General features: G+C 67.6%; 17 protein-coding genes. 12 read left to right on the top strand and 5 right to left on the bottom strand.

Annotated features, from left to right (window positions below; translation table 11 throughout):
- Positions 1 to 208: 208 nt before the first annotated feature.
- From ACZK4S_RS09145 to ACZK4S_RS09110, 8 genes are all read left to right on the top strand, one after another.
- A complete protein-coding gene (locus ACZK4S_RS09145; RefSeq protein ID WP_463644039.1) occupies positions 209 to 1,492 on the top strand; it encodes an extracellular solute-binding protein in 1,284 nt (427 codons plus the stop codon).
- Positions 1,493 to 1,584: 92 nt separating this feature from the next.
- On the top strand, positions 1,585 to 2,535 hold the full coding sequence (locus ACZK4S_RS09140; RefSeq protein WP_463644038.1) for a carbohydrate ABC transporter permease: 951 nt from the start codon (positions 1,585 to 1,587) through the stop codon (positions 2,533 to 2,535).
- A 3-nt stretch (positions 2,536 to 2,538) separates the two neighbouring features.
- The gene (locus tag ACZK4S_RS09135; protein WP_083665350.1) at positions 2,539 to 3,402 is read left to right on the top strand and encodes a carbohydrate ABC transporter permease; all 864 of its coding nucleotides are present in this window, start codon (positions 2,539 to 2,541) and stop codon (positions 3,400 to 3,402) included.
- Positions 3,403 to 3,536: 134 nt separating this feature from the next.
- Positions 3,537 to 4,439 carry an ABC transporter ATP-binding protein gene (locus ACZK4S_RS09130; RefSeq protein ID WP_463644037.1) on the top strand — a complete coding sequence of 301 codons (903 nt, stop codon included), beginning with the start codon at positions 3,537 to 3,539 and terminating at the stop codon, positions 4,437 to 4,439.
- Complete coding sequence (locus ACZK4S_RS09125; protein WP_463644036.1) at positions 4,436 to 6,025, top strand: ABC transporter permease; 1,590 nt, start codon at positions 4,436 to 4,438, stop codon at positions 6,023 to 6,025. The genes ACZK4S_RS09130 and ACZK4S_RS09125 overlap by 4 nt, the downstream gene beginning before the upstream one ends.
- Before the next feature lie 186 nt (positions 6,026 to 6,211).
- On the top strand, positions 6,212 to 7,951 hold the full coding sequence (gene leuA / locus ACZK4S_RS09120; protein ID WP_076059078.1) for a 2-isopropylmalate synthase: 1,740 nt from the start codon (positions 6,212 to 6,214) through the stop codon (positions 7,949 to 7,951).
- 80 nt (positions 7,952 to 8,031) lie between these two features.
- Entirely contained in the window at positions 8,032 to 10,581 is a 2,550-nt protein-coding gene (locus tag ACZK4S_RS09115; RefSeq protein WP_463644035.1) for a DEAD/DEAH box helicase, read from the top strand.
- Positions 10,582 to 10,621: 40 nt separating this feature from the next.
- Positions 10,622 to 11,584 carry an acyl-CoA thioesterase gene (locus tag ACZK4S_RS09110; protein ID WP_463644034.1) on the top strand — a complete coding sequence of 321 codons (963 nt, stop codon included), beginning with the start codon at positions 10,622 to 10,624 and terminating at the stop codon, positions 11,582 to 11,584.
- Between the two features lie 3 nt (positions 11,585 to 11,587).
- Here the strand turns inward: ACZK4S_RS09110 and ACZK4S_RS09105 are convergent, their stop codons facing one another.
- Positions 11,588 to 12,358, bottom strand: coding sequence for an isoprenyl transferase (locus tag ACZK4S_RS09105; RefSeq protein ID WP_076059072.1), 771 nt, complete (start codon positions 12,356 to 12,358; stop codon positions 11,588 to 11,590).
- 25 nt (positions 12,359 to 12,383) lie between these two features.
- On the opposite strand from ACZK4S_RS09105, the gene recO reads away from it, so the two are divergent.
- Positions 12,384 to 13,106: a DNA repair protein RecO gene (gene recO / locus ACZK4S_RS09100; protein WP_076059069.1), complete on the top strand. Its 723-nt coding sequence runs from the start codon at positions 12,384 to 12,386 to the stop codon at positions 13,104 to 13,106.
- Between the two features lie 10 nt (positions 13,107 to 13,116).
- A complete protein-coding gene (locus ACZK4S_RS09095; RefSeq protein ID WP_076059067.1) occupies positions 13,117 to 13,938 on the top strand; it encodes a Cof-type HAD-IIB family hydrolase in 822 nt (273 codons plus the stop codon).
- Here ACZK4S_RS09095 and ACZK4S_RS09090 read toward each other — a convergent pair.
- Genes ACZK4S_RS09090 through ACZK4S_RS09075 form a run of 4 tightly spaced genes read right to left on the bottom strand, consistent with a single transcriptional unit; the run spans position 13,935 to position 16,977 of the window.
- The gene (locus ACZK4S_RS09090; protein ID WP_076059064.1) at positions 13,935 to 14,339 is read right to left on the bottom strand and encodes a Fur family transcriptional regulator; all 405 of its coding nucleotides are present in this window, start codon (positions 14,337 to 14,339) and stop codon (positions 13,935 to 13,937) included. The two genes, ACZK4S_RS09095 and ACZK4S_RS09090, sit on opposite strands and share 4 nt — an antisense overlap.
- Positions 14,326 to 15,312, bottom strand: coding sequence for a metal ABC transporter permease (locus tag ACZK4S_RS09085; protein WP_459397586.1), 987 nt, complete (start codon positions 15,310 to 15,312; stop codon positions 14,326 to 14,328). Before ACZK4S_RS09085 ends, ACZK4S_RS09090 begins: the two co-directional genes overlap by 14 nt.
- Positions 15,309 to 16,061: a metal ABC transporter ATP-binding protein gene (locus ACZK4S_RS09080; protein WP_463644033.1), complete on the bottom strand. Its 753-nt coding sequence runs from the start codon at positions 16,059 to 16,061 to the stop codon at positions 15,309 to 15,311. Before ACZK4S_RS09080 ends, ACZK4S_RS09085 begins: the two co-directional genes overlap by 4 nt.
- Positions 16,048 to 16,977, bottom strand: coding sequence for a metal ABC transporter substrate-binding protein (locus tag ACZK4S_RS09075; protein WP_463644032.1), 930 nt, complete (start codon positions 16,975 to 16,977; stop codon positions 16,048 to 16,050). The genes ACZK4S_RS09080 and ACZK4S_RS09075 overlap by 14 nt, the downstream gene beginning before the upstream one ends.
- A 52-nt stretch (positions 16,978 to 17,029) precedes the next feature.
- On the opposite strand from ACZK4S_RS09075, the gene ACZK4S_RS09070 reads away from it, so the two are divergent.
- Positions 17,030 to 17,329, top strand: a complete 300-nt coding sequence (locus ACZK4S_RS09070) for an antibiotic biosynthesis monooxygenase family protein (protein ID WP_182764729.1) — start codon at positions 17,030 to 17,032, stop codon at positions 17,327 to 17,329.
- A gap of 65 nt (positions 17,330 to 17,394) precedes the next feature.
- Entirely contained in the window at positions 17,395 to 18,546 is a 1,152-nt protein-coding gene (dusB, locus tag ACZK4S_RS09065) for a tRNA dihydrouridine synthase DusB (protein ID WP_463644031.1), read from the top strand.
- The last annotated feature ends 12 nt before the right edge of the window (positions 18,547 to 18,558 follow it).

Below are 18,558 nucleotides of genomic sequence, written 5' to 3'. Positions count from 1 at the left end.
CGCTCAGGGTGCCTTGAGCAAGTTGGCGCCGGCGTCGATTCAGGGCGCTCACCCGGCTCAAGTGCGCAGGCCGCCTGCTCATTACCCTGTTAACGGTAACTATTTGGTTACAGCGTGGTGGTCTTGCCTGGCCAGCCGGGGTGGGTGTTCCTAGTATCAACACAAACAACCGCCCCGGTTGACCTTGACCTTAAGGAAAGGACCACACGTGAAGAAGCGTGTTTACAAGCTAGGCGTGGCCGCCATCGTCGGCGTCTTCGCTCTATCTGCCTGCGGTGGCAACGGCAACGACAATGGCAATGACGCCCCCGCCGACGACGCCGGCAGTGAAGTTGCACCTGCGGATCTCGAGACGACCATCAAGATCCTCGCGCCGTCCTACTCGGACAGCTCGAAGGCGGATTGGGATGCCATCACCAAGAAGTTCAACGAGGAGTACCCGAAGGTCACAGTTGAACTGCAGATCGATGGCTGGGAGAACTTCTCGCAGACCGTCCAGTCGCGCATCCAGGCCAACGACTACCCGGACATCCTGAACGACAACGCGTTCTCGTCGTCGGCTGAGGCCGACCTGCTCTACCCCATCGATGAGCTCCTGAGCGAGGAGACCATCAGCAACATCGACGCCGGCCTCCTGGCCAACGGCGAAGGCCCCGATGGCACGCAGTGGGCGGCTCCCGACATCGCGTCGGCCCGCATGCTCGTCTACAACACCGACCTCTTCGAGCAGGCCGGCGTGGCCGAGGCTCCGAAGACGTGGGAAGACCTCGAGGCTGCCGCCGAGAAGATCACCGCGCTCGGTGACGACATCTACGCCTACGGCATGCCCTTGGGCGCCGAAGAGGCCCAGGTCGAGTCCTCCCTCTGGGTGTGGGGCGCCGGTGGCAACTGGACCGACGGTGAGAACCTGAAGGCCGACTCCGACGTGGCCATCGAAGGCTTCACCCAGATGAAGAAGATGTACGACGCCGGCTACACGCAGCCCAACCTCGAAGACGATCGTCAGGACACCACTGACCTCCTCGCCGCGGGCAAGCTCGCCATGGCCATCGGCCACGGCCAGGTCGTCGGTGACGCCACCGCCAAGGGCATCAACGTGGCTCTGGCCCCGATCCCCTCGAAGGACGGCGAAGGCGTGGCCATCGGCGTGACGGACTTCATCGTCGCCTTCAACAACGACGATGCCGCGCGCAAGCAGGCCACTGCCGCGTACCTCGACGTGTTCTACTCCGATGAGGTCTACGAGCCGTGGTACAAGGGCACCGGCCTCCTCCCGGTGACCACCTCCACCATCGAAAAGGGCAAGGCCGAGGCCGAGGGCAACGAAGCTGCCTTCCTCGACGCCCTGTCCGTGGTGAAGTTCCAGCCCGTCTCGAACCCCCAGTGGGATGCGCTCCAGACCGCCCTGCAGGCCAACGCCTACAAGATCGGCACCGAAGAGCCCGCCGCTCTGCTCGAGCAGATCGAAGCTCAGGTCGCAGCCCAAAGCTGATCTGTCCGTGTGAAGGCGGGGTGGCACGGGAATCCCCGGGCCACCCCGCGTCACGCGAACACCACCCACAATCACGAGAAGGGACGACAGCGGTGTCGTTGACAGCCACCCCCCAAATGGTGGAGCAGGTAAAGAAGCGGAAGATTTCCGGAGGCTGGGAGACGCTGCGTGCGCTTCCCTGGCTGCTGCCCACCCTGATCCTGATCGTCGGGGTCGTGCTGTACCCGGCCGCGCTGATGATCTACACCTCGTTCTTCAAGTACAACAACAAGGGCATCCAGCGCAGCCCAGACCCCGTCGGCCTCGACAACTACATCGGTAAGGCCGGAGCCCTGACGTTCCCGGGTGTGCCGATCGGCCGGATCATGGCCAACACGGTCGTCTGGGTTGTGGTCGTGGTGGTCATCACCGTGCTGTTGAGCCTCGTCCTCGCGCAGTTCCTGAACAAGCCCTTCCGCGGCCGCAAGCTGCTGCGCCTGTTCATCATCCTCCCGTGGGCCTGCTCGGTCGTCATGACGGCCACCGTCTTCCGCTACGGGCTGCAGCAGAACGTCGGCCTGTTCAACCGTCTCCTGGTCGATACCGGCATCCTCGAAACAGCACGGGCCTTCACGAAGGACCCCAGCTCTGCGTTCTGGGTGGCTGTCTTCGTGGCCATCTATGTCTCGCTGCCGTTCACGACGTACACCATCCTCGCGGGCCTGCAGGCCGTCCCCACGGATGTCCTCGAGGCCGCCCACGTCGACGGCGCCCATTCGGCCCAGCGTTACTGGCACATCGTGCTGCCGCTGCTGCGTCCCGCCATCGCGGTGGCCGCGCTCATCAACATCATCAACGTCTTCAACTCGCTGCCGATCCTCCGGATCCTGCAGGAGACCCCCGGCTACCACAACGGCCACATCACCACCACGCTCATGTACGAGTACCAGTCCGCCCTCGGCCCCGGCGTCTCGTCGGCCCTCTCGGTGCTGAACTTCCTGTTCTGCCTCGTCATCATCGCGGTCTACCTGATCATCGTGCAGCCCACGAAGGAGGTGGCCTGAGCCATGGCGAAGGTCAAGTCTGAACACATCCGCGGCGGCATCAACAAGAAGCCGAACCTCGTCGGAATCGTCATCGGCTCCATCCTCGTGGTGCTCTTCTTCGGGTTCCCCTATGCGCTGATGTTCATCACGTCGCTGAAGACACGGCTCGAGGTCACCGACATCCCGCCGGTGTACTTCCCGGAGGAGCCGCGGTGGCAGAACTACATCGACGTGTGGTCCTCGTCGGTCAACCCCGCCTCGTCGCTGCTGTCCACCACGGTGATCGCCCTCGGCGCCACCCTCCTGGTGCTCCTGGTGGCCACCCCGGCCGCCTACTACATCGCACGTTTCCGTTTCCCGGGTCGCATGGTGTTCCTCCTCCTCGTGTTGTGCACGCAGATGCTGCAGCCCACAGTGCTGGCCGTCGGCCTCTTCCAGGAGTTCAAGGGCTGGTCCGGCTACGCGGTCTGGGGGGCGCTGATCCTGATCAACGGCGCGTTCAACCTGTCGTTCGCCATCTGGATCATGCAGGCCTTCTTCGCCTCGGTGCCCAAGGAGGTCGACGAGGCCGCCCTCATCGACGGGCTCGGCAGGCTCCAGACCATGTTCCGCATCTCGCTGCCGCTGGTCTGGCCCGGCATCGTGACGGCCATCGTCTTCGTCTTCGTCAACTCGTGGAACGAGTTCGCCGCGGCCCTCATCCTGGTCCGGCAGAACGACCTCCAGCCGTTGACGGTGTCGATGCCACGCTTCCTCGGTCTCTATGTCCAGGACTGGCAGTACCTCTTCACCGTTGCGCTGGTCGCCATCGTTCCGGTGATCATCCTGTTCTCCTTCATCGAGAAGAGGCTCATCGGCGGCCTCACCGCCGGTTCCGTGAAGTAGCCATCGCCCACAAAGGCACCGCCCCCGCCGGATCGATCGTCCGGCGGGGGCGGTTTTTCATGGGCGGCACGGGCCGGATCGCCTGACCCTAAGCTCGGCATTGAGCCGGCGACGGCCACCTGGGAGGACACCGCATGAGTCACGGGGATGCTGCTATCCGCATTGAAGGCCTCATCAAACGCTTCGGTGCCTTCACTGCGCTGGACGGCCTCGATCTCGAGGTCCGTCGCGGTGAGGTCCACGGCTTCCTCGGGCCCAACGGTTCAGGCAAGTCCACCACCATCCGCGTGCTGCTGGGCCTGCTCGCCTCCGACGGGGGGCATGTCGAACTGCTCGGGGGAGACCCCTGGCGCGACGTGATCTCCCTCCATCGGCGACTCGCCTACGTCCCCGGAGACGTCTCGCTCTGGCCCGCGCTGACCGGTGGGGAGGCAATCGACCTGCTGGGCAACCTGCGGGGCGGCATCGACCCGACGCGGAGGCAGACGCTGCTGGAGCGGTTCGAACTCGACCCCACGAAGCGGGGGCGCCAGTACTCGAAGGGCAACCGCCAGAAGGTGGCCATCGTCGCGGCGCTCGCGGCCGACGTCGAACTCCTCATCCTCGACGAGCCGACCTCCGGACTGGACCCACTGATGGAGGCGGTCTTCCAGGACGAGATCCAGGCACTCAAGGACCAGGGACGCACGGTCCTGCTGTCCAGCCACATCCTCAGCGAGGTCGAGGCGCTGGCAGACCGGGTGAGCATCATCCGGCAGGGCCGCGTGGTGCAGACCGGCACGCTGGACCAGTTGCAGGGCCTGAACCGGGTGACGATCACCGCCACCCTGGCCAGCAGGCACGCGAACCTCGCGGCGGTGCCGATCCTGCACGAATTGCGCCTGGACGAGCACGGGCGGATGTCGGCCACCGTCGAGCCTGCCGACCTCAATGACGCGATGGCGATGCTCCTGGGACTGGGGATCACGGCGCTGAAAGTGTCGCCGGCCTCGTTGGAGGACCTGTTCCTGAGCCACTACGGGGAGTCCCTGGCATGAACGGGGCCCTGACCGGGGCGCGTCCGCTGCTGAAGGTGTCGCTGAGGCAGGACGCCCACAACTTCGCACCCTGGGTGATGTTGATCTCGGTGCTCTCGGCCACCTCGATCCTGGGTTACCGCTGGGTCTTCCCGGACGAGCCGGACCGCGTGGCACTGGCCACCGCGGTGGGGGCCAATCCCGCGTTGGAGCTCATCTTCGGACAGGCTCGGGACCTCTTGACCAACGATGGCTTCAACGCGTGGCGCGCGGGAGGACTGGGGGCGTTCTTCGCCGGCCTGATGGCGATCCTGATCGTGGTGCGCAACAGCCGCGCGGACGAGGACTCCGGACGGGCAGAGCTGATCGCATCGGGTGTCATCACGCGCCGGGCGAGACTCGCGGTGGCGGTGGGCATCGCCGGCGTGGCGTCGGTGCTGCTCTTCGTGGTCTGCTTCCTCCTCACCTGGGCCTCAGGCGGTGACGTGGTGCCCACGCTCCTGCTGTCGGCGACGTTCTCGGCCTCGGCGCTGATGTTCGCCGGGGTGGGGGCGGTCGCGGCGCAACTGGGCGGCGACGCCCGCACCGCCAGCACCATCGCCATTGCCGTGCTGGGCGGCGCCTACGTGCTGCGGGGCTACCTCGGTATGAGCGGGGCGGGCGACTGGACCGAGTGGTTGACGCCGTTCGGCTGGCTCGCGCTGACCCGCCCGTCCACCGACAACGACCCGTTACCGCTCCTGGCGGCCCTCGCGTTGACGGCGGTGCTGCTGGCGGTGGCGATGGTCCTGCAGGACCGCCGGGACCTGGGCCTCGGCATCGTGGCGCAGCGGCCCGGAAGGGCCTCCGCCCCGAGGCTCACCGTCGACAACCTGACACTGCGCCTCCACCGGACGCCGCTGATCGTCTGGCTCCTGGCGCTCGGCTCCCTGGGTTCGGTGTGGGGAAGTCTCGTGTCCTCCGTGGACGAGGTGATCGGTGAGAACCCGGCCATGGCGAAGTTCATCGCGGCGGGGGCTCTCGACGTGGAGCAGCTCAGCTTCGCCTTCGTGGTGACGATCCTCAACCTCATCGGCATCCTCGCCGCCATCGTGGGTGCCCAGGTGATAATGCGGGTCTATGTGGAGGAGATGGAGGATCGCGTCGAACCGTTGCTGGCGGGGGCGGTGACCCGCTGGCGTTTCCTGGCCGGTCCGGTCGCCGTCGCGCTGGGCGTCAGCGCTCTCGCGACCATGGTGGCAGGGACGGGCCTCGGGCTGGTGGCGTCGGCCGGGGACGGCGGCATCGCCTTCGCAGACGTGCTCCTGCAGGCTCTGGTCAGCGTGCCGGCGGTGTGGCTCATGGTCGCTGTCTCCGTCGCTGCGGTGGGTGCCCGTCCCGCCGCCAGGATGGCCGGCTGGGCAGTCATTGTGGCGACGTTCGGCATCACGCTGCTGGGACCCACCTTCGACTTCCCGGACTGGGCCATGGCGGTGAGCCCGCTCTATCACGTGCCCAACGTGGTGGCCGACGATCCGGGCTGGGGCTCGCTGGTGGGTCTGGGCGCTGTGCTGATGGTGTTGCTGGCAATCGGCTTCGCCGGGTTCCGGCGTCGCGACGTGCAGTGACGGATGGTCCCACTCGCGGAATGGAAGCTCTCTGATCTGTGGCAGGGGAGTGCTATTGTGACGCTCGTGGCATGGCAGACCCTCCTCCTTGGCTGCCGCAGCGAGGCCCAGAATTTCTGAGCCGGATCTCCTCGCTGCGGTGCTTCGTCGTGTCTGGCACCTGAACCCCAGCCCAGGAGAGTTTCAATGATTGAGATCAACCACCGCAAGCAGCCCAAGCCTGTTCAGCAGCCCACGGGCATGCCGGTGCACCGCTACACCCCCTTCGTGCCGGTCGACGTACCGGACCGCACCTGGCCGTCCAAGAGGATCGACAAGGCGCCCCGCTGGCTGTCCACGGATCTGCGTGACGGCAACCAGGCCCTCATCGACCCGATGACACCCTCGCGCAAGATGCGCATGTTCGAACTGCTGGTCGAGATCGGCTACAAGGAGATCGAGATCGGTTTCCCGTCGGCCTCCCAGACGGATTTCGACTTCGTGCGGCAACTCATCGAAGAGGACCGCGTGCCCGAGGACGTGACCATCTCGGTGCTGACCCAGGCGCGCGAGGATCTCATCAGCCGCACCGCTGAATCGCTGGTCGGCGCCAACCGCGCCACCATCCACATGTACAACGCCACCGCGGAACTGTTCCGCAACGTGGTCTTCCGCATGTCCGAAGAGGAATGCGTGGAGATGGCGCGGCGCGGTACCGGGATGGTGATGAAGTACGCCGACAAGTACCTGCGCGACGTGCAGTTCGGCTACCAGTACTCGCCGGAGATCTTCACCCAGACGCCCACCGACTTCGCCGTCGAGGTCTGCAACAACGTGGCGGACGTCTGGCAGCCCGGAGAGGGTCGCGAGATCATCTTCAACCTGCCGGCCACCGTCGAGCGGTCCACGCCCAACACGTACGCGGACCAGATCGAGTACTTCATCCGCAACGTGAAGAACCGTGAGCACGTGGCCGTCTCGCTGCACCCGCACAACGACCGCGGCACGGCCGTCGCCGCCGCGGAGCTCGGCCAGATGGCGGGCGCCGACCGCGTCGAGGGCTGCCTGTTCGGCCACGGCGAGCGCACGGGCAACGTCGACCTGGTCACGCTGGCCCTGAACCTGTACACGCAGGGCGTGGACCCGGAACTGGACCTGCACGACATCGACCATGTCCGGCGCACCGTCGAGTACTGCACCGGCCTGCCGGTGCACCCGCGGCACCCCTACGCGGGTGACTTGGTCTACACCGCGTTCTCCGGCTCCCACCAGGACGCCATCAAGAAGGGCCTGGAGCACCTCGAGAACCTGGCCGACGAAGCCGGCAAAGAGGTCACGGAGATGCCATGGGAGGCGCCGTACCTGCCGATCGACCCGCATGATGTGGGCCGCACCTATGAGGCGGTCATCCGCGTCAACTCGCAGTCGGGCAAGGGCGGCATGGCCTACCTGATGAAGTCCGAGTTCAAGCTGGACCTCCCGCGTCGCCTGCAGATCGAGTTCAGCCGCGCCGTTCAACAGCACACTGAGGCCACCGGCAGCGAGGTCACCCCGCAGGAGATCTTCGACATCTTCATGTCCGAGTACCTCGGAGAGGGCCCGTGGCGGCTGACCAGCGCCGGCACCACGTCGAGCAACGGCAGCTTCGTCGTGCACGCAACGGTGGACGGCCCCGGCCGGACCGCCGTCGAGATCACCGGCGAGGGCAACGGCCCGGTGTCGGCGTTCGTCGATGGTCTGGTGGAGGCCGGCGCCCACGTGCGGGTGCTGGACTACACCGAGCACGCCCTGGATTCGGGCGGCGACGCCCAGGCCGCCGCGTACGTCGAGTGCGAGATCGGCGAGGGTGACGACGCCGAGGTGCTGTGGGGCGTCGGGATCGACCCCTCGATCACGAGCGCCTCGATGAAGGCGATCCTGAGCGCCCTCAACCGCTCCGCCCGCTGACGCTTGTGAGGCCCGCGAACCCCCGAGGTTCGCGGGCCTCGCGCAGCTGGACAGGGTGAGCATCGGGTAGGTTGGCACGCATGCCGAAACTCACCGACCCTGTAGCCGGTGACGCCGACTCCCTCTACGAGCACTTCACGGCCTGGGCCGAGAGCCAGTCCATCTCGCTGTATCCGCATCAGGAGGAATCGGCGATCGAGTTGTTCTCCGGCAACAACCTCATCCTCGCCACGCCCACCGGTTCGGGGAAATCGCTGGTGGCGATCGCGGCGCACTTCGCCGCGCTGAACACCGACAGGGTGAGCTTCTACACAGCGCCCATCAAGGCGCTGGTGAGCGAGAAGTTCTTCGCCCTGTGCCAGGTCTTCGGAGCAGACAACGTCGGCATGGTCACCGGCGACGCGTCCGTCAACGCCGACGCCCCCATCATCTGCTGCACGGCTGAGGTGCTGGCCAACATCGCGCTGCGTGAGGGCAGGAACGCCGACGTCGGCCTGGTCATCGCAGACGAGTTCCACTTCTACTCGGAGCCGGACCGCGGATGGGCCTGGCAGGTGCCGCTGCTGGAGCTGCCGCAGGCGCAGTTCCTGCTGATGAGCGCCACGCTTGGCGACGTGGACCGGCTCATGGAGCAGCTCTCCGAGCGGTCCGGTCGCAGCACCAGCATCATCGATGATGCAGAGCGCCCCGTCCCCCTCATCTTCGAATGGTCGCTGACGCCCATGCAGGAGAAGGTCACAGACCTGGTGCACGAGCAGAAGGCGCCCGTGTACATCGTCCACTTCACACAGGCCGATGCGCTGGAACGGGCCCAGGGCCTGCTCAGCCTCAACTTCATCACCAAGCACGACGCGGAACGCATCCAGGAGGAGATCGGGGCCTTCCGGTTCGGGCCCGGCTTCGGGAAGATCCTGTCCGGGCTGGTCAGGCGCGGGATCGGAGTGCACCACGCAGGCATGCTGCCCAAGTACCGCCGCCTCGTGGAGCAACTGGCCCAGACCGGCCTGCTCAAGGTCATCTGCGGCACCGACACCCTCGGCGTCGGCATCAACGTGCCCATCCGCACCGTCCTGTTCACCGGGTTGAGCAAATACGACGGCAACCGCGTCCGCAGGCTGCGCTCACGCGAGTTCCACCAGATCGCGGGGCGCGCGGGCCGGGCCGGTTTCGACACCGTCGGGTTCGTCGTCGTCCAGGCGCCTGAGCACGTCATCGAGAACGAGCGCGCGCTCGCCAAGGCGGGCGACGACGAGAAGAAGCGGCGCAGGGTCGTGCGCCGCAAGCCGCCTGAGGGTTTCGTCGGCTGGAACGACGAGGTCTACGAGAAGATCATCGTGGCGGAGCCGGAGAACCTCGTCTCCCGCATGCAGGTCACCCATTCGACCATCCTCAACATCGCACAGCGACCGGGGAACGGGTACGAGGCGATGGTGCACCTCATCGAGTCCAGCCATGAGGGGCGCGAGCGCAAGAAGGCCCTCCGCCGTCGTGCCCTGGTGCTGACGAAGGGCCTGCTGAACTCCGGCGTGCTCGTCAAGCGCGCCGAGCCAGACGCGACGGGTAATTGGTGCGAGCTGGGGGAGGGTGTCAGCGAGAACTTCGCGCTGAACCAGCCGCTGGCACCGTTCGCCGTCGCCTCGCTGGAACTCCTCGACCCGGATTCCCCCACCTACCACCTGGATGTCGTCTCCGTGATGGAGGCGGTGTTGGAGGACCCGTTCCACGTGCTGCTCGGGCAGCAGCACGTCGCCCGCGGCGAGGCCATCGCGCAGATGAAGGCCGACGGCATCGAGTACGACCAGCGCATGGAACTCCTGGAGGAGGTGACCTGGCCCAAGCCGCTGGCCGAACTCCTGGAGGCCGCCTTCGAGCTGTACGCCGGCGCCCACCCCTGGGTCGACCCGACGGGGCTTTCGCCCAAGTCCGTGGTGCGCGACATGTGGGAGCGGGCGATGAACTTCACCCAGCTCATCTCCGTTTACAAGCTGCAGCGCAGCGAGGGCACGGTACTGCGCTACCTCACGGATGCCTACCGGATCCTCCGCCACACCGTGCCTGACGAGTACCGCACCGAGCAGTTCGACGACCTCGTTGAGTGGCTGGGGGAGACGGTGCGCCAGACGGACTCGTCGCTGCTCGACGAATGGGAATCCCTCACGGACCCCGACAAGGTGGCCGCCGCGGCCGCTCTGGCCGCCCAGGGTGCGCCACCGCCCCCGCCCCGTCCGGTGACGGGCAATGAGCGCGCGTTCACCGCGATGATCCGCACGGCGATGTTCCGGCGGGTCGAGTTGGTCGCCGCAGACAACTGGGAGGGGCTGGGCAGCCTCGACGAGTCCGCCGCCGCACTGACGGAGCCCCCCATGCCGGTCCTGATGAGCCGCGACGACTGGGACGAGGCCCTCGCCCTCTACTGGGACGACTACGACGACGTGCTGCTCGACGGCGACGCCCGCGGGCCGGACCTCTTCCGGCTGGAGAAGGGCAAGGACGTCTGGAAGGTGACCCAGGTCATCCATGACCCCGACGGCAACCACGACTGGCGGATCGCTGCCGAGGTGGATCTGGCCGCCAGCGACGCCGTCGGGGTCGCGGTTGTCCGCACCACGGAATTCGCGCGGTTCGGCTGAGCGAAGAGGGCTAGGCTCAGCGTCGGGACAAGGAGTGCCGATGAATGACCAACGACGCGGTGTGACGCTGCGCTTCCTGGCGGAGCCGTTCGACGCCAACGTGCGCGGCGCGATGGACGCCGGCAAGGTGCTCGAATGGATCGACAAGGCCGGCTATGCCGCGGCCGTCGGGTGGGCGGGCACCTTCGCCGTCACCGGCTACGTCGGCAACACCCACTTCGTGAAGCCCATCCGCGTGGGCGACCTCGTCGTCGTGCAGGCGCGCGTGGTCTACACCGGCACCACGTCGATGCAGATCGTGTGCACCGTCACCAGCGGCGACCCCCGCTCGGCGGAACGGGTGCTCAACACCCAGTGCATCCTGCAGTTCGTGGCGATGGAGAATGACAAGCCGGTGCCCGTGCCGAAGTTCTTCCCCCAGGACGACTGGGAGCTCGAGCAGCACGCCCGCGCCGTCGAACTCAACGCGGCACGACGGGCCATCGAGGCCGACATGCGCGCCCAGATCTACAGCGACGAGACCGAGGTCTGCCGCGAGACGCTGCGCTTCCTCGCCGCTCCCACAGATGTGAACTGGGGTGGCAAGGTGCACGGCGGCTACGTGATGGCCTGGATCGACACCGCGGCCCGCGTCGTGGCGGAGCGCTGGCACGCCGGCCCGGTGGCGTCGGTGTACGCCGGCGGCGTCCGGTTCTACCGGCCGATGTTCATCGGCGACCTCGTGGAGGTCGACGCCAGGCTCATCCACACCGGCAACACCAGCATGCACGTGTCGATCTCCGTGCGGTCCGGCGACCCCCGCACCCGTGAGCTGCGCGAGACCACACACTGCACGTTCGTGTACTGCGGAGTGGACGCGGAGGGCCGCAAGCGGCCCGTGCCGTCCTGGGAGCCGAAGCTGCTCGGCGACATCGCGCTGGACGAGCATGCCAAGAAGGTCATCGAGCTGCGCCGGCAGTTGCTCCGCCCTCTCCCGAGGGAGTTCCCCCCGGACTTCGAGTGAGGCTCAGGCGCTGCCGAACCGCCGGTCGCGGGAGACGTACTGCTCGACGGCGGCCCAGAGGTCGCGGCGGCTGAAATCCGGCCAGAGACGGTCCAGGAAGATGAACTCGGCGTAGGCCGACTGCCACAACAGGAAGTTCGAGATCCGCTGCTCGCCGGAGGAGCGCAGGAACAGGTCGACGTCCGGGATCTCCGGCTCGTCCAGGAACTTCTGGAACCGGTCCTCGGTGAGCCTGTCGGGGTCGAGCTTCCCGTCCCGGGCCAGCCGTGCGATCTCGCGGGCGGCGTCGACGATCTCGGCCCGGCCACCGTAGTTGACGCAGAACTGCAGCGTCAGCGTCGTGTTGTGCCGGCTCATCTCCTCGGCGACCTCGAGTTCTTTGACGACCGATCCCCACAGCCGGGGGCGCCGCCCCGCCCAGCGGATGCGCACCCCCAACTCGTTCAACTCGTCTCGACGACGGTGGATGACGTCGCGGTTGAAGCCCATCAGGTAGCGCACCTCGTCGGGGGAGCGCTTCCAGTTCTCCGTGGAGAACGCGTAGGCCGACAGGTACGGGATGCCGATCTCGATGGCGCCGTGGATCACGTCCAGCAGCGACGCCTCGCCCATCGCGTGGCCCTCGGTGCGTTTCAGCCCGCGCTGCTTCGCCCAGCGGCCGTTGCCGTCCATCACGATCGCGACGTGGCGGGGGAGGGCCTGCTTCGGCAGCTGTGGTGGGGTGGCACCGCTGGGATGCGGGGTGGGGCGACGGCGGGGCTCGGGCACGGGCACGAGACTACCGGCCTATCATCGTGGTGTGCCCACCTACCGTGACGAAGCAGTGGTGCTGCGGACCCACCAGCTTGGTGAGGCCGACCGCATCATCACGTTCCTCACGCGCCGCAACGGCAAGATCCGGGCGGTGGCCAAGGGCATCCGGAAGACGTCGAGCCGCTTCGGTGGCCGGTTGGAGCCCTACTGCCAGGTGGACATCCAGTTCGCGGAGGGCCGCGGCTCGCTGGAGGTGGTGACCCAGGTCGAGGCGATGCACGTCAGCAGGCTCGCGGCTGACTACTCGCGCTTCACGGCGGCCGAGGTCCTTGTCGAGACCGCTGACCGGCTCGTGTCCGAAGAGGGTAGCCCAGCCGTCCAGCAGTACCGGCTGCTGGCCGGTGCCCTGAGGGCGCTGGAAGACCCCCAGCGGCCGTATCCCCTGGTGGTGGACTCCTATCTGCTCCGGTCCCTCGCGGTGGCCGGTTACGCCGTCTCGACGGTGCGCTGCGCCGGCTGCGACAACGCCGAGGTGCGCTGGTTCTCGCCCCAGAGCGGCGGGGCCGTGTGCACCGCGTGCCGGACGTCCGGCTCAGCACCCTTGGAGGAAGGGGCGGCCGTCCACCTGGGCGCGCTGCTCGCGGGCGACTGGGCCACGGCCACGGCCACGGACGTGGGCACCGCCAAGAGTGTGGACGGCATGGTGGTCGCGTACGCCACCTGGCACCTTGACCGTGCGCTCAGATCGTTGCCGTATTTCGAACGGTAGGGTCTGGGCCATGGCACGACTCCTGGCGACCGACGTCGACGGCACCCTGATCACGACGGCGCACCAGATCTCCGAGCGGACCCGCGCCGCTTTCCGCGCGGCCAAGGACGCAGGCCTCGAGGTGATCGCGATCTCGGGGCGACAGCCCTACTCCATCGCTGCCATCGTCCAGGGCACTGCCCTCGACGGTGACGCGATCGGCTCCAACGGGGCGGTGGCGATGAACCTCAACTCACGCGAGGTGCACTTCGAGGAGACGATGGAACTCTCCTCCCAGCGGGAGATCGCTGACCGGCTGCTGGAGCTGTTCCCGGGCATCAAGCTGGTGTCGGTTCGTTCGGCAGGCGACTCGTACATGGCCGAAGAGGGCTACCCGGGGCTCCAGGATCTCGGCGCCTGGGAGACGCGGTGGCCGGTTCGCCACTGGTACGGCCCACGCGAGGAGGTGCTGGCCGAGGCCTCACTGAAGTTGGTGGTGCGTGACGACGCGATCCTGCCCGACCACCTGCTCGCCGCCGCACGCGCCCTCCGGGTGCCCGGCTGCCACCCGACGACGTCGGGTGCTCCCTTCCTCGAGGTAGGGCCCGACGGCGTGACGAAGGCCAGCGCGTTGGAGCGCTACTGCGCAGCACGGGGGATCGACCGCAGCGACGTCGTCGTCTTCGGCGACAACATCAACGACCTGGAGATGTTGCGCTGGGCCGGGCTGGGGGTGGCCATGGCCAACGGCGAGCCCGAGGCCCGCACCGCTGCAGACCACGTGACCTTGAGCAACGACGACGACGGGGTCGCCGTCGTGATCGAGGAGATCCTCGCCTCTGCCGGGGGCTAGGAACAGTCGCGGCAGAGGCCGAATATCTCCAGTTCGTGCCCGGCGTCGGTGAAGCCGTGCTTGCGCGCCATCAGCGCCGCCCACTCCTCCACCTCGTCGGCCTGGATCTCCACCGAGTGGCCGCAGGAGCGGCACACCAGGTGGTGGTGGTGACCGGAGGAGCAGGCCCGGTAGGCCAGTTCGCCCTCGGGGGTGCGCAGCACGTCCACCTCGTCGGCGTCCGCCATCGACTGCAACGCCCGGTACACGGTGGCCAGGCCCACCTTGGCGCCGTCGTCGCGGAGGAGGTCGTGCACCTGTTGAGCGGTGCGGAACTCCTCGACGCGCTCCATCAGGTCGCGCACCGCGGCGCGCTGCCAGGTCTGGCGGGTGCCGGCGCGGGGGGCGTCAGTGCTCGTCATAGTGGTCTCCGTGGCGGGCGTGGCGGTGGCCGTCGTGGACGAAGTCCAGGTGGTCGCCATGCTGGATCACCTGGACGCCCGGCTGGCGGGCATGGCGGTCGTCGTGGTTCTCGGCCTTCTCGTGCGGGTGCTGGCCGTGGTCCTCGACGTAGGGGATGAAGCGGCTGGACCGTTTGAGCTTGCCTCCCACGAGCCATGACACGCCCAGCAGAGCGATCGAGGTCACGACGATGGTGGCGCCGGTGGCGGTGTCCAGGTAGAACGAACCAACGGTGCCGCCCACCGCAGCCAGTGCGCCGATGCCCATCGCGCCGAAGAAGGAGGCGGTGAAGCCCACGAACGACTGCTGGGCCGTGGCCACGGGGATGACCATCAGGGCGCTGATGAGGAGGAGCCCGACGGTGCGCATCGAGACCGTCACGGTGACGGCGGCGAGGACCACCACGAGCAGGTTCAGCCACTTCACCCTGATGCCGAGCACCTGGGCGTAGTTCTCGTCGACCGACACGGCGAATAGCCGGGGGGCCAGCGTGATGGTGATGCCAAGGATGAGCACCGCGAGCGCGATGATGACGTAGATCTCCGTCTGGCTGACGGACGTGAGCGAGCCGAAGAGGAAGCCCGAGAGGCCGGCGGCGCCCTGACCGGCGATGCCGGCCATCAGCACGCCGGAGGCGAGGCCGCCGTAGAACAGGATGGCCAGCGCCAGGTCACCCGACGCCTTGCCGTGCTGGCGTAGCAGTTCGACGACGATCGCACCGATGACGCAGGTGACCACGGCGATGGGCAGGGGAGCGCTCCCGGTCATGAGCGCGAGGCCCACGCCCATGATGGCGACGTGGCCGAGCCCGTCGCCCAGGAGGCTCATCTTGCGCTGCACGATGAAGGTGCCGATCGCGGGCGCGATGAGGCCGCTCAGCATGGCGGCGACGAGCGCGCGCTGCATGAACGGCAGCGAGAGGATGTCGATCATGCGAGCACTCCTGACAGGGGGTCCTCGACGCCGAACACCGAGGCGGGGGCCAGGTCTGGCGCGCATTCAGCGGCCGACGGGTGTTCGTCGTCCACGACGCGGCCGTCGCAGAGCGTCACGGAGCGGCTGAGGATGGGCTCCATGTAGCCGCGTTCGTGCAGGACCACCAGGAGCGCCAAGCCGTCGTCGCGCAGGCGGCTCAGCAACGAGGCCATGCCGGACTGGCTGTGGAGGTCGACACCTGCGAGGGGTTCGTCCATCACCAGCAGATCCGGATGAGATGCCAGGGCGCGGGCAATGAGGACCCGTTGCTTCTGGCCCCCCGACAACGATCCGAACGGCCAGTGCATCCGTTCTTGCAGACCCACGAGTTCCAGCGCCTCGTCGAGTGCCGCCTTGTCCTTGCGCGTCAACCATTGGAAGGGCCGACGGTGCGCCAGCCTGCCGGAAGCGGCGATCTCGCGCACCGTGGCGTTGGGGACGCTGATGGCCGAGTGTTGCGGCACGTAGCCGACGCGCCACCAGTCGCGGAAACCGGGGAGGTGCTCGCCGAAGAGTTCGACGGAGCCTTCCTGGTAGGGGACCAGACCCAGCAGGGTCTTGACCAGGGTGGATTTGCCGGAGCCGTTGCCGCCGAGCAGCGCGACGGCCTCGCCGCTGTCCACGTGGATGTTCACGTCCCGCAGGATGGGCATGCCGCCCATCGAGACGAAGAGCCCCCGTGCGTCGAGAGGGTCAGTTGCAGTCATTGGCACTCCTCAGCGCCTCCAGATTGGCGCGCATGATGGAAGGGTAGTCGTCGCCCGGTGATTCCTCAGTGACGCCTTCGAGGGGATCCAGCACGGCGGTCTTCAACCCGAGGTCGCCGGAGATCGACTTCGCCATGGCATCCGAGGTGAGGGTCTCGAAGAAGATGGTGGTCACGCCGTGCCGCTTCGCCTCCTCATGGACCTCCGCGATCCGTGCGGGGGAGGGCTCGCCGTCGGGGTTGATCCCCGAGATGCCGATCTCCTCGAGGTCGTAGCGTTCGGCCAGGTAGTTGAACGCCGCGTGGGTGGTGATGAATTCACGGCGAACGCACTCGCTCAGGCCTGTCGAGTACTCCTCGTCGAGGGCCTTCAGTTCTTCGACGGCGGACGCTGCGTTGGCCCGATAGGTGTCGGCCTGTTCGGGGGATGCTTCGGCGAGGCGCTCGGCGATGGCCTCGACGACGGTGCCCATCCGCTCGGGATCGAGCCAGAAGTGGGGGTCGAGGTCGCCGTGCTCGTCCTCGGCCTCATCGTGGCCATGGGCTTCGGCGATGGGGGCCAGTTCGATCACGTCGGTCACGTCGAGTGCCCGTTCGCTCCCTGTCTGCGCGACGGCGGTGTCGACCTCGGGCTGGAATCCCTCGAGGTACACCACGACGTCGGACTCGGTCAGCGAGGCGATCTGGCGCGGCGTGAGTTCGAGGCCGTGGGCCTCGCCACCCGGCTTGGTGAGCACCTCGACGGTGCCTTCGGCCTCGCCCAGCACCTGCTCCGTCGCCCACTGCAACGGGTAGAACGCGGCGATCACAGTGGGGCCCTCACCGCCGGTACTCCCGGAGGAAGGGGAACCGCAGGCGGTGAGGACGAGGGTGGTGGCTGCGGCGACAGCCAGGGAGGCGCGGAGCTTCACGTTCATGAGAACCATTATCAACAGCGGTGGGCGGTGAGTCAAACGGTACGGTGGCAGCATGCTCGCCATCAGTCGCTTCTCGTCACCCGGCCCGTCCTTTGCCGCGGACGCCGCCGGCGCCGTCGAGTGGTGGTCCCAGCGGCCTGGCTGCCTCAGCATGGACCTGGTGCAGAACCTCGACGAACCTGAGTTGTGGGCACTGGTCTCGCGGTGGGAGTCGGTGGGCGCCTACCGCCGCTCCTTCAACGGTTTCGACGCCAAGATGCTGCTCACGCCACTGCTGTCGCGGGCCCTGGACGAGCCCAGCGCGTACCTACCGCCCGATGAACTGGGCGAGAACGTACCCAGGGGCCTCTGACTTTTCGGCAGACCGGAGGGGCACGGTTAGACTGGTCTGTCGCCGATCCCGAGGACCCCAACCACATGACCGTCAACGCCGCACCCCTCCGCCTGCATGCGCCCAGCAACCCCGACGCCGTCGTCGTCGAGTTGCCGGTGGTGCTGGCGCCGATGGCCGGTGTGACCAACGCGGCCTACCGGCAACTGTGCCGGGAACAGGGCGCGGGCCTGTACGTCTGCGAGATGATCACCTCCCGCGGCCTGGTCGTCGGTGACCAGAAGACCCGCGACATGCTGCAGTTCGACCCCGGGGAGACCACGCGCTCCGTTCAGCTCTACGGGGTGGACGCAGACGCCATGGCCGGTGCCGCGCGCGTCCTGATCCGCGAGCACAGCGTGGACCACATCGACCTCAACTTCGGCTGCCCCGTGCCCAAGGTGACCCGCAAGGGCGGCGGCGGAGTGCTGCCCTACAAGCGCGACCGCCTCCGCGCCATCGTCCGCGAAACAGTCAGGGCAGCGGACGAGTTCGGCGTGCCGGTGACCATCAAGACGCGCATCGGCATCGACGAGGAGCACGAGACCTTCCTCGACGCCGGCCGCATCGCGCAGGAAGAGGGCGCGGCCGCCATCGCCCTGCATGGGCGCACGGTGCAGCAGGCGTACTCGGGCGAGGCGGACTGGGCCCGGATCAAGGAACTCGTCGACGAGGTCGACATCCCCGTACTGGGCAACGGCGACATCTGGGAGGCCGAGGACGCCCTGCGCATGATGGCCGAGACAGGCTGCGACGGCGTGGTCATCGGCCGCGGCTGCCTGGGGCGGCCCTGGCTCTTCGGCGACCTGGCGGCCGCGTTCCGCGGCGAGGGCCAGCGCCTGCGTCCCTCGTTGGGCGAGGTGGGTCAGATGCTCCTGCGGCACGCCGAACTGCTCACGCGGGTGATGGGTCCCCGCGGCATCGTCGATCTGCGCAAGCACATGGCGTGGTACTTCAAGGGCTATCCGGTGGGCGAGCTGCGCCGCCGGTTCGCCATGGTGTCCTCGATGGCAGAACTCGAAGAACTGGTCGGGATGCTGGACGCCGGTGCGGAGTTCCCGGTGGCCGAACTCGGCACCCCGCGTGGGCGCCAGGGATCACCCCGGGGCAAGGTCGTGCTCCCGCACGGCTGGTACGACGACACCTCGGGTTGCGACCTGGATCTGTCCGAGGCGGAACTGGACGTTTCAGGCGGTTAGTCCCACCCCCGG

The sequence above is a fragment of the Tessaracoccus zhenghani genome (genome assembly GCF_055326325.1).
Note: the sequence above shows the minus strand (reverse complement) of the source record. Positions and strands in the feature narration are given on the sequence as shown.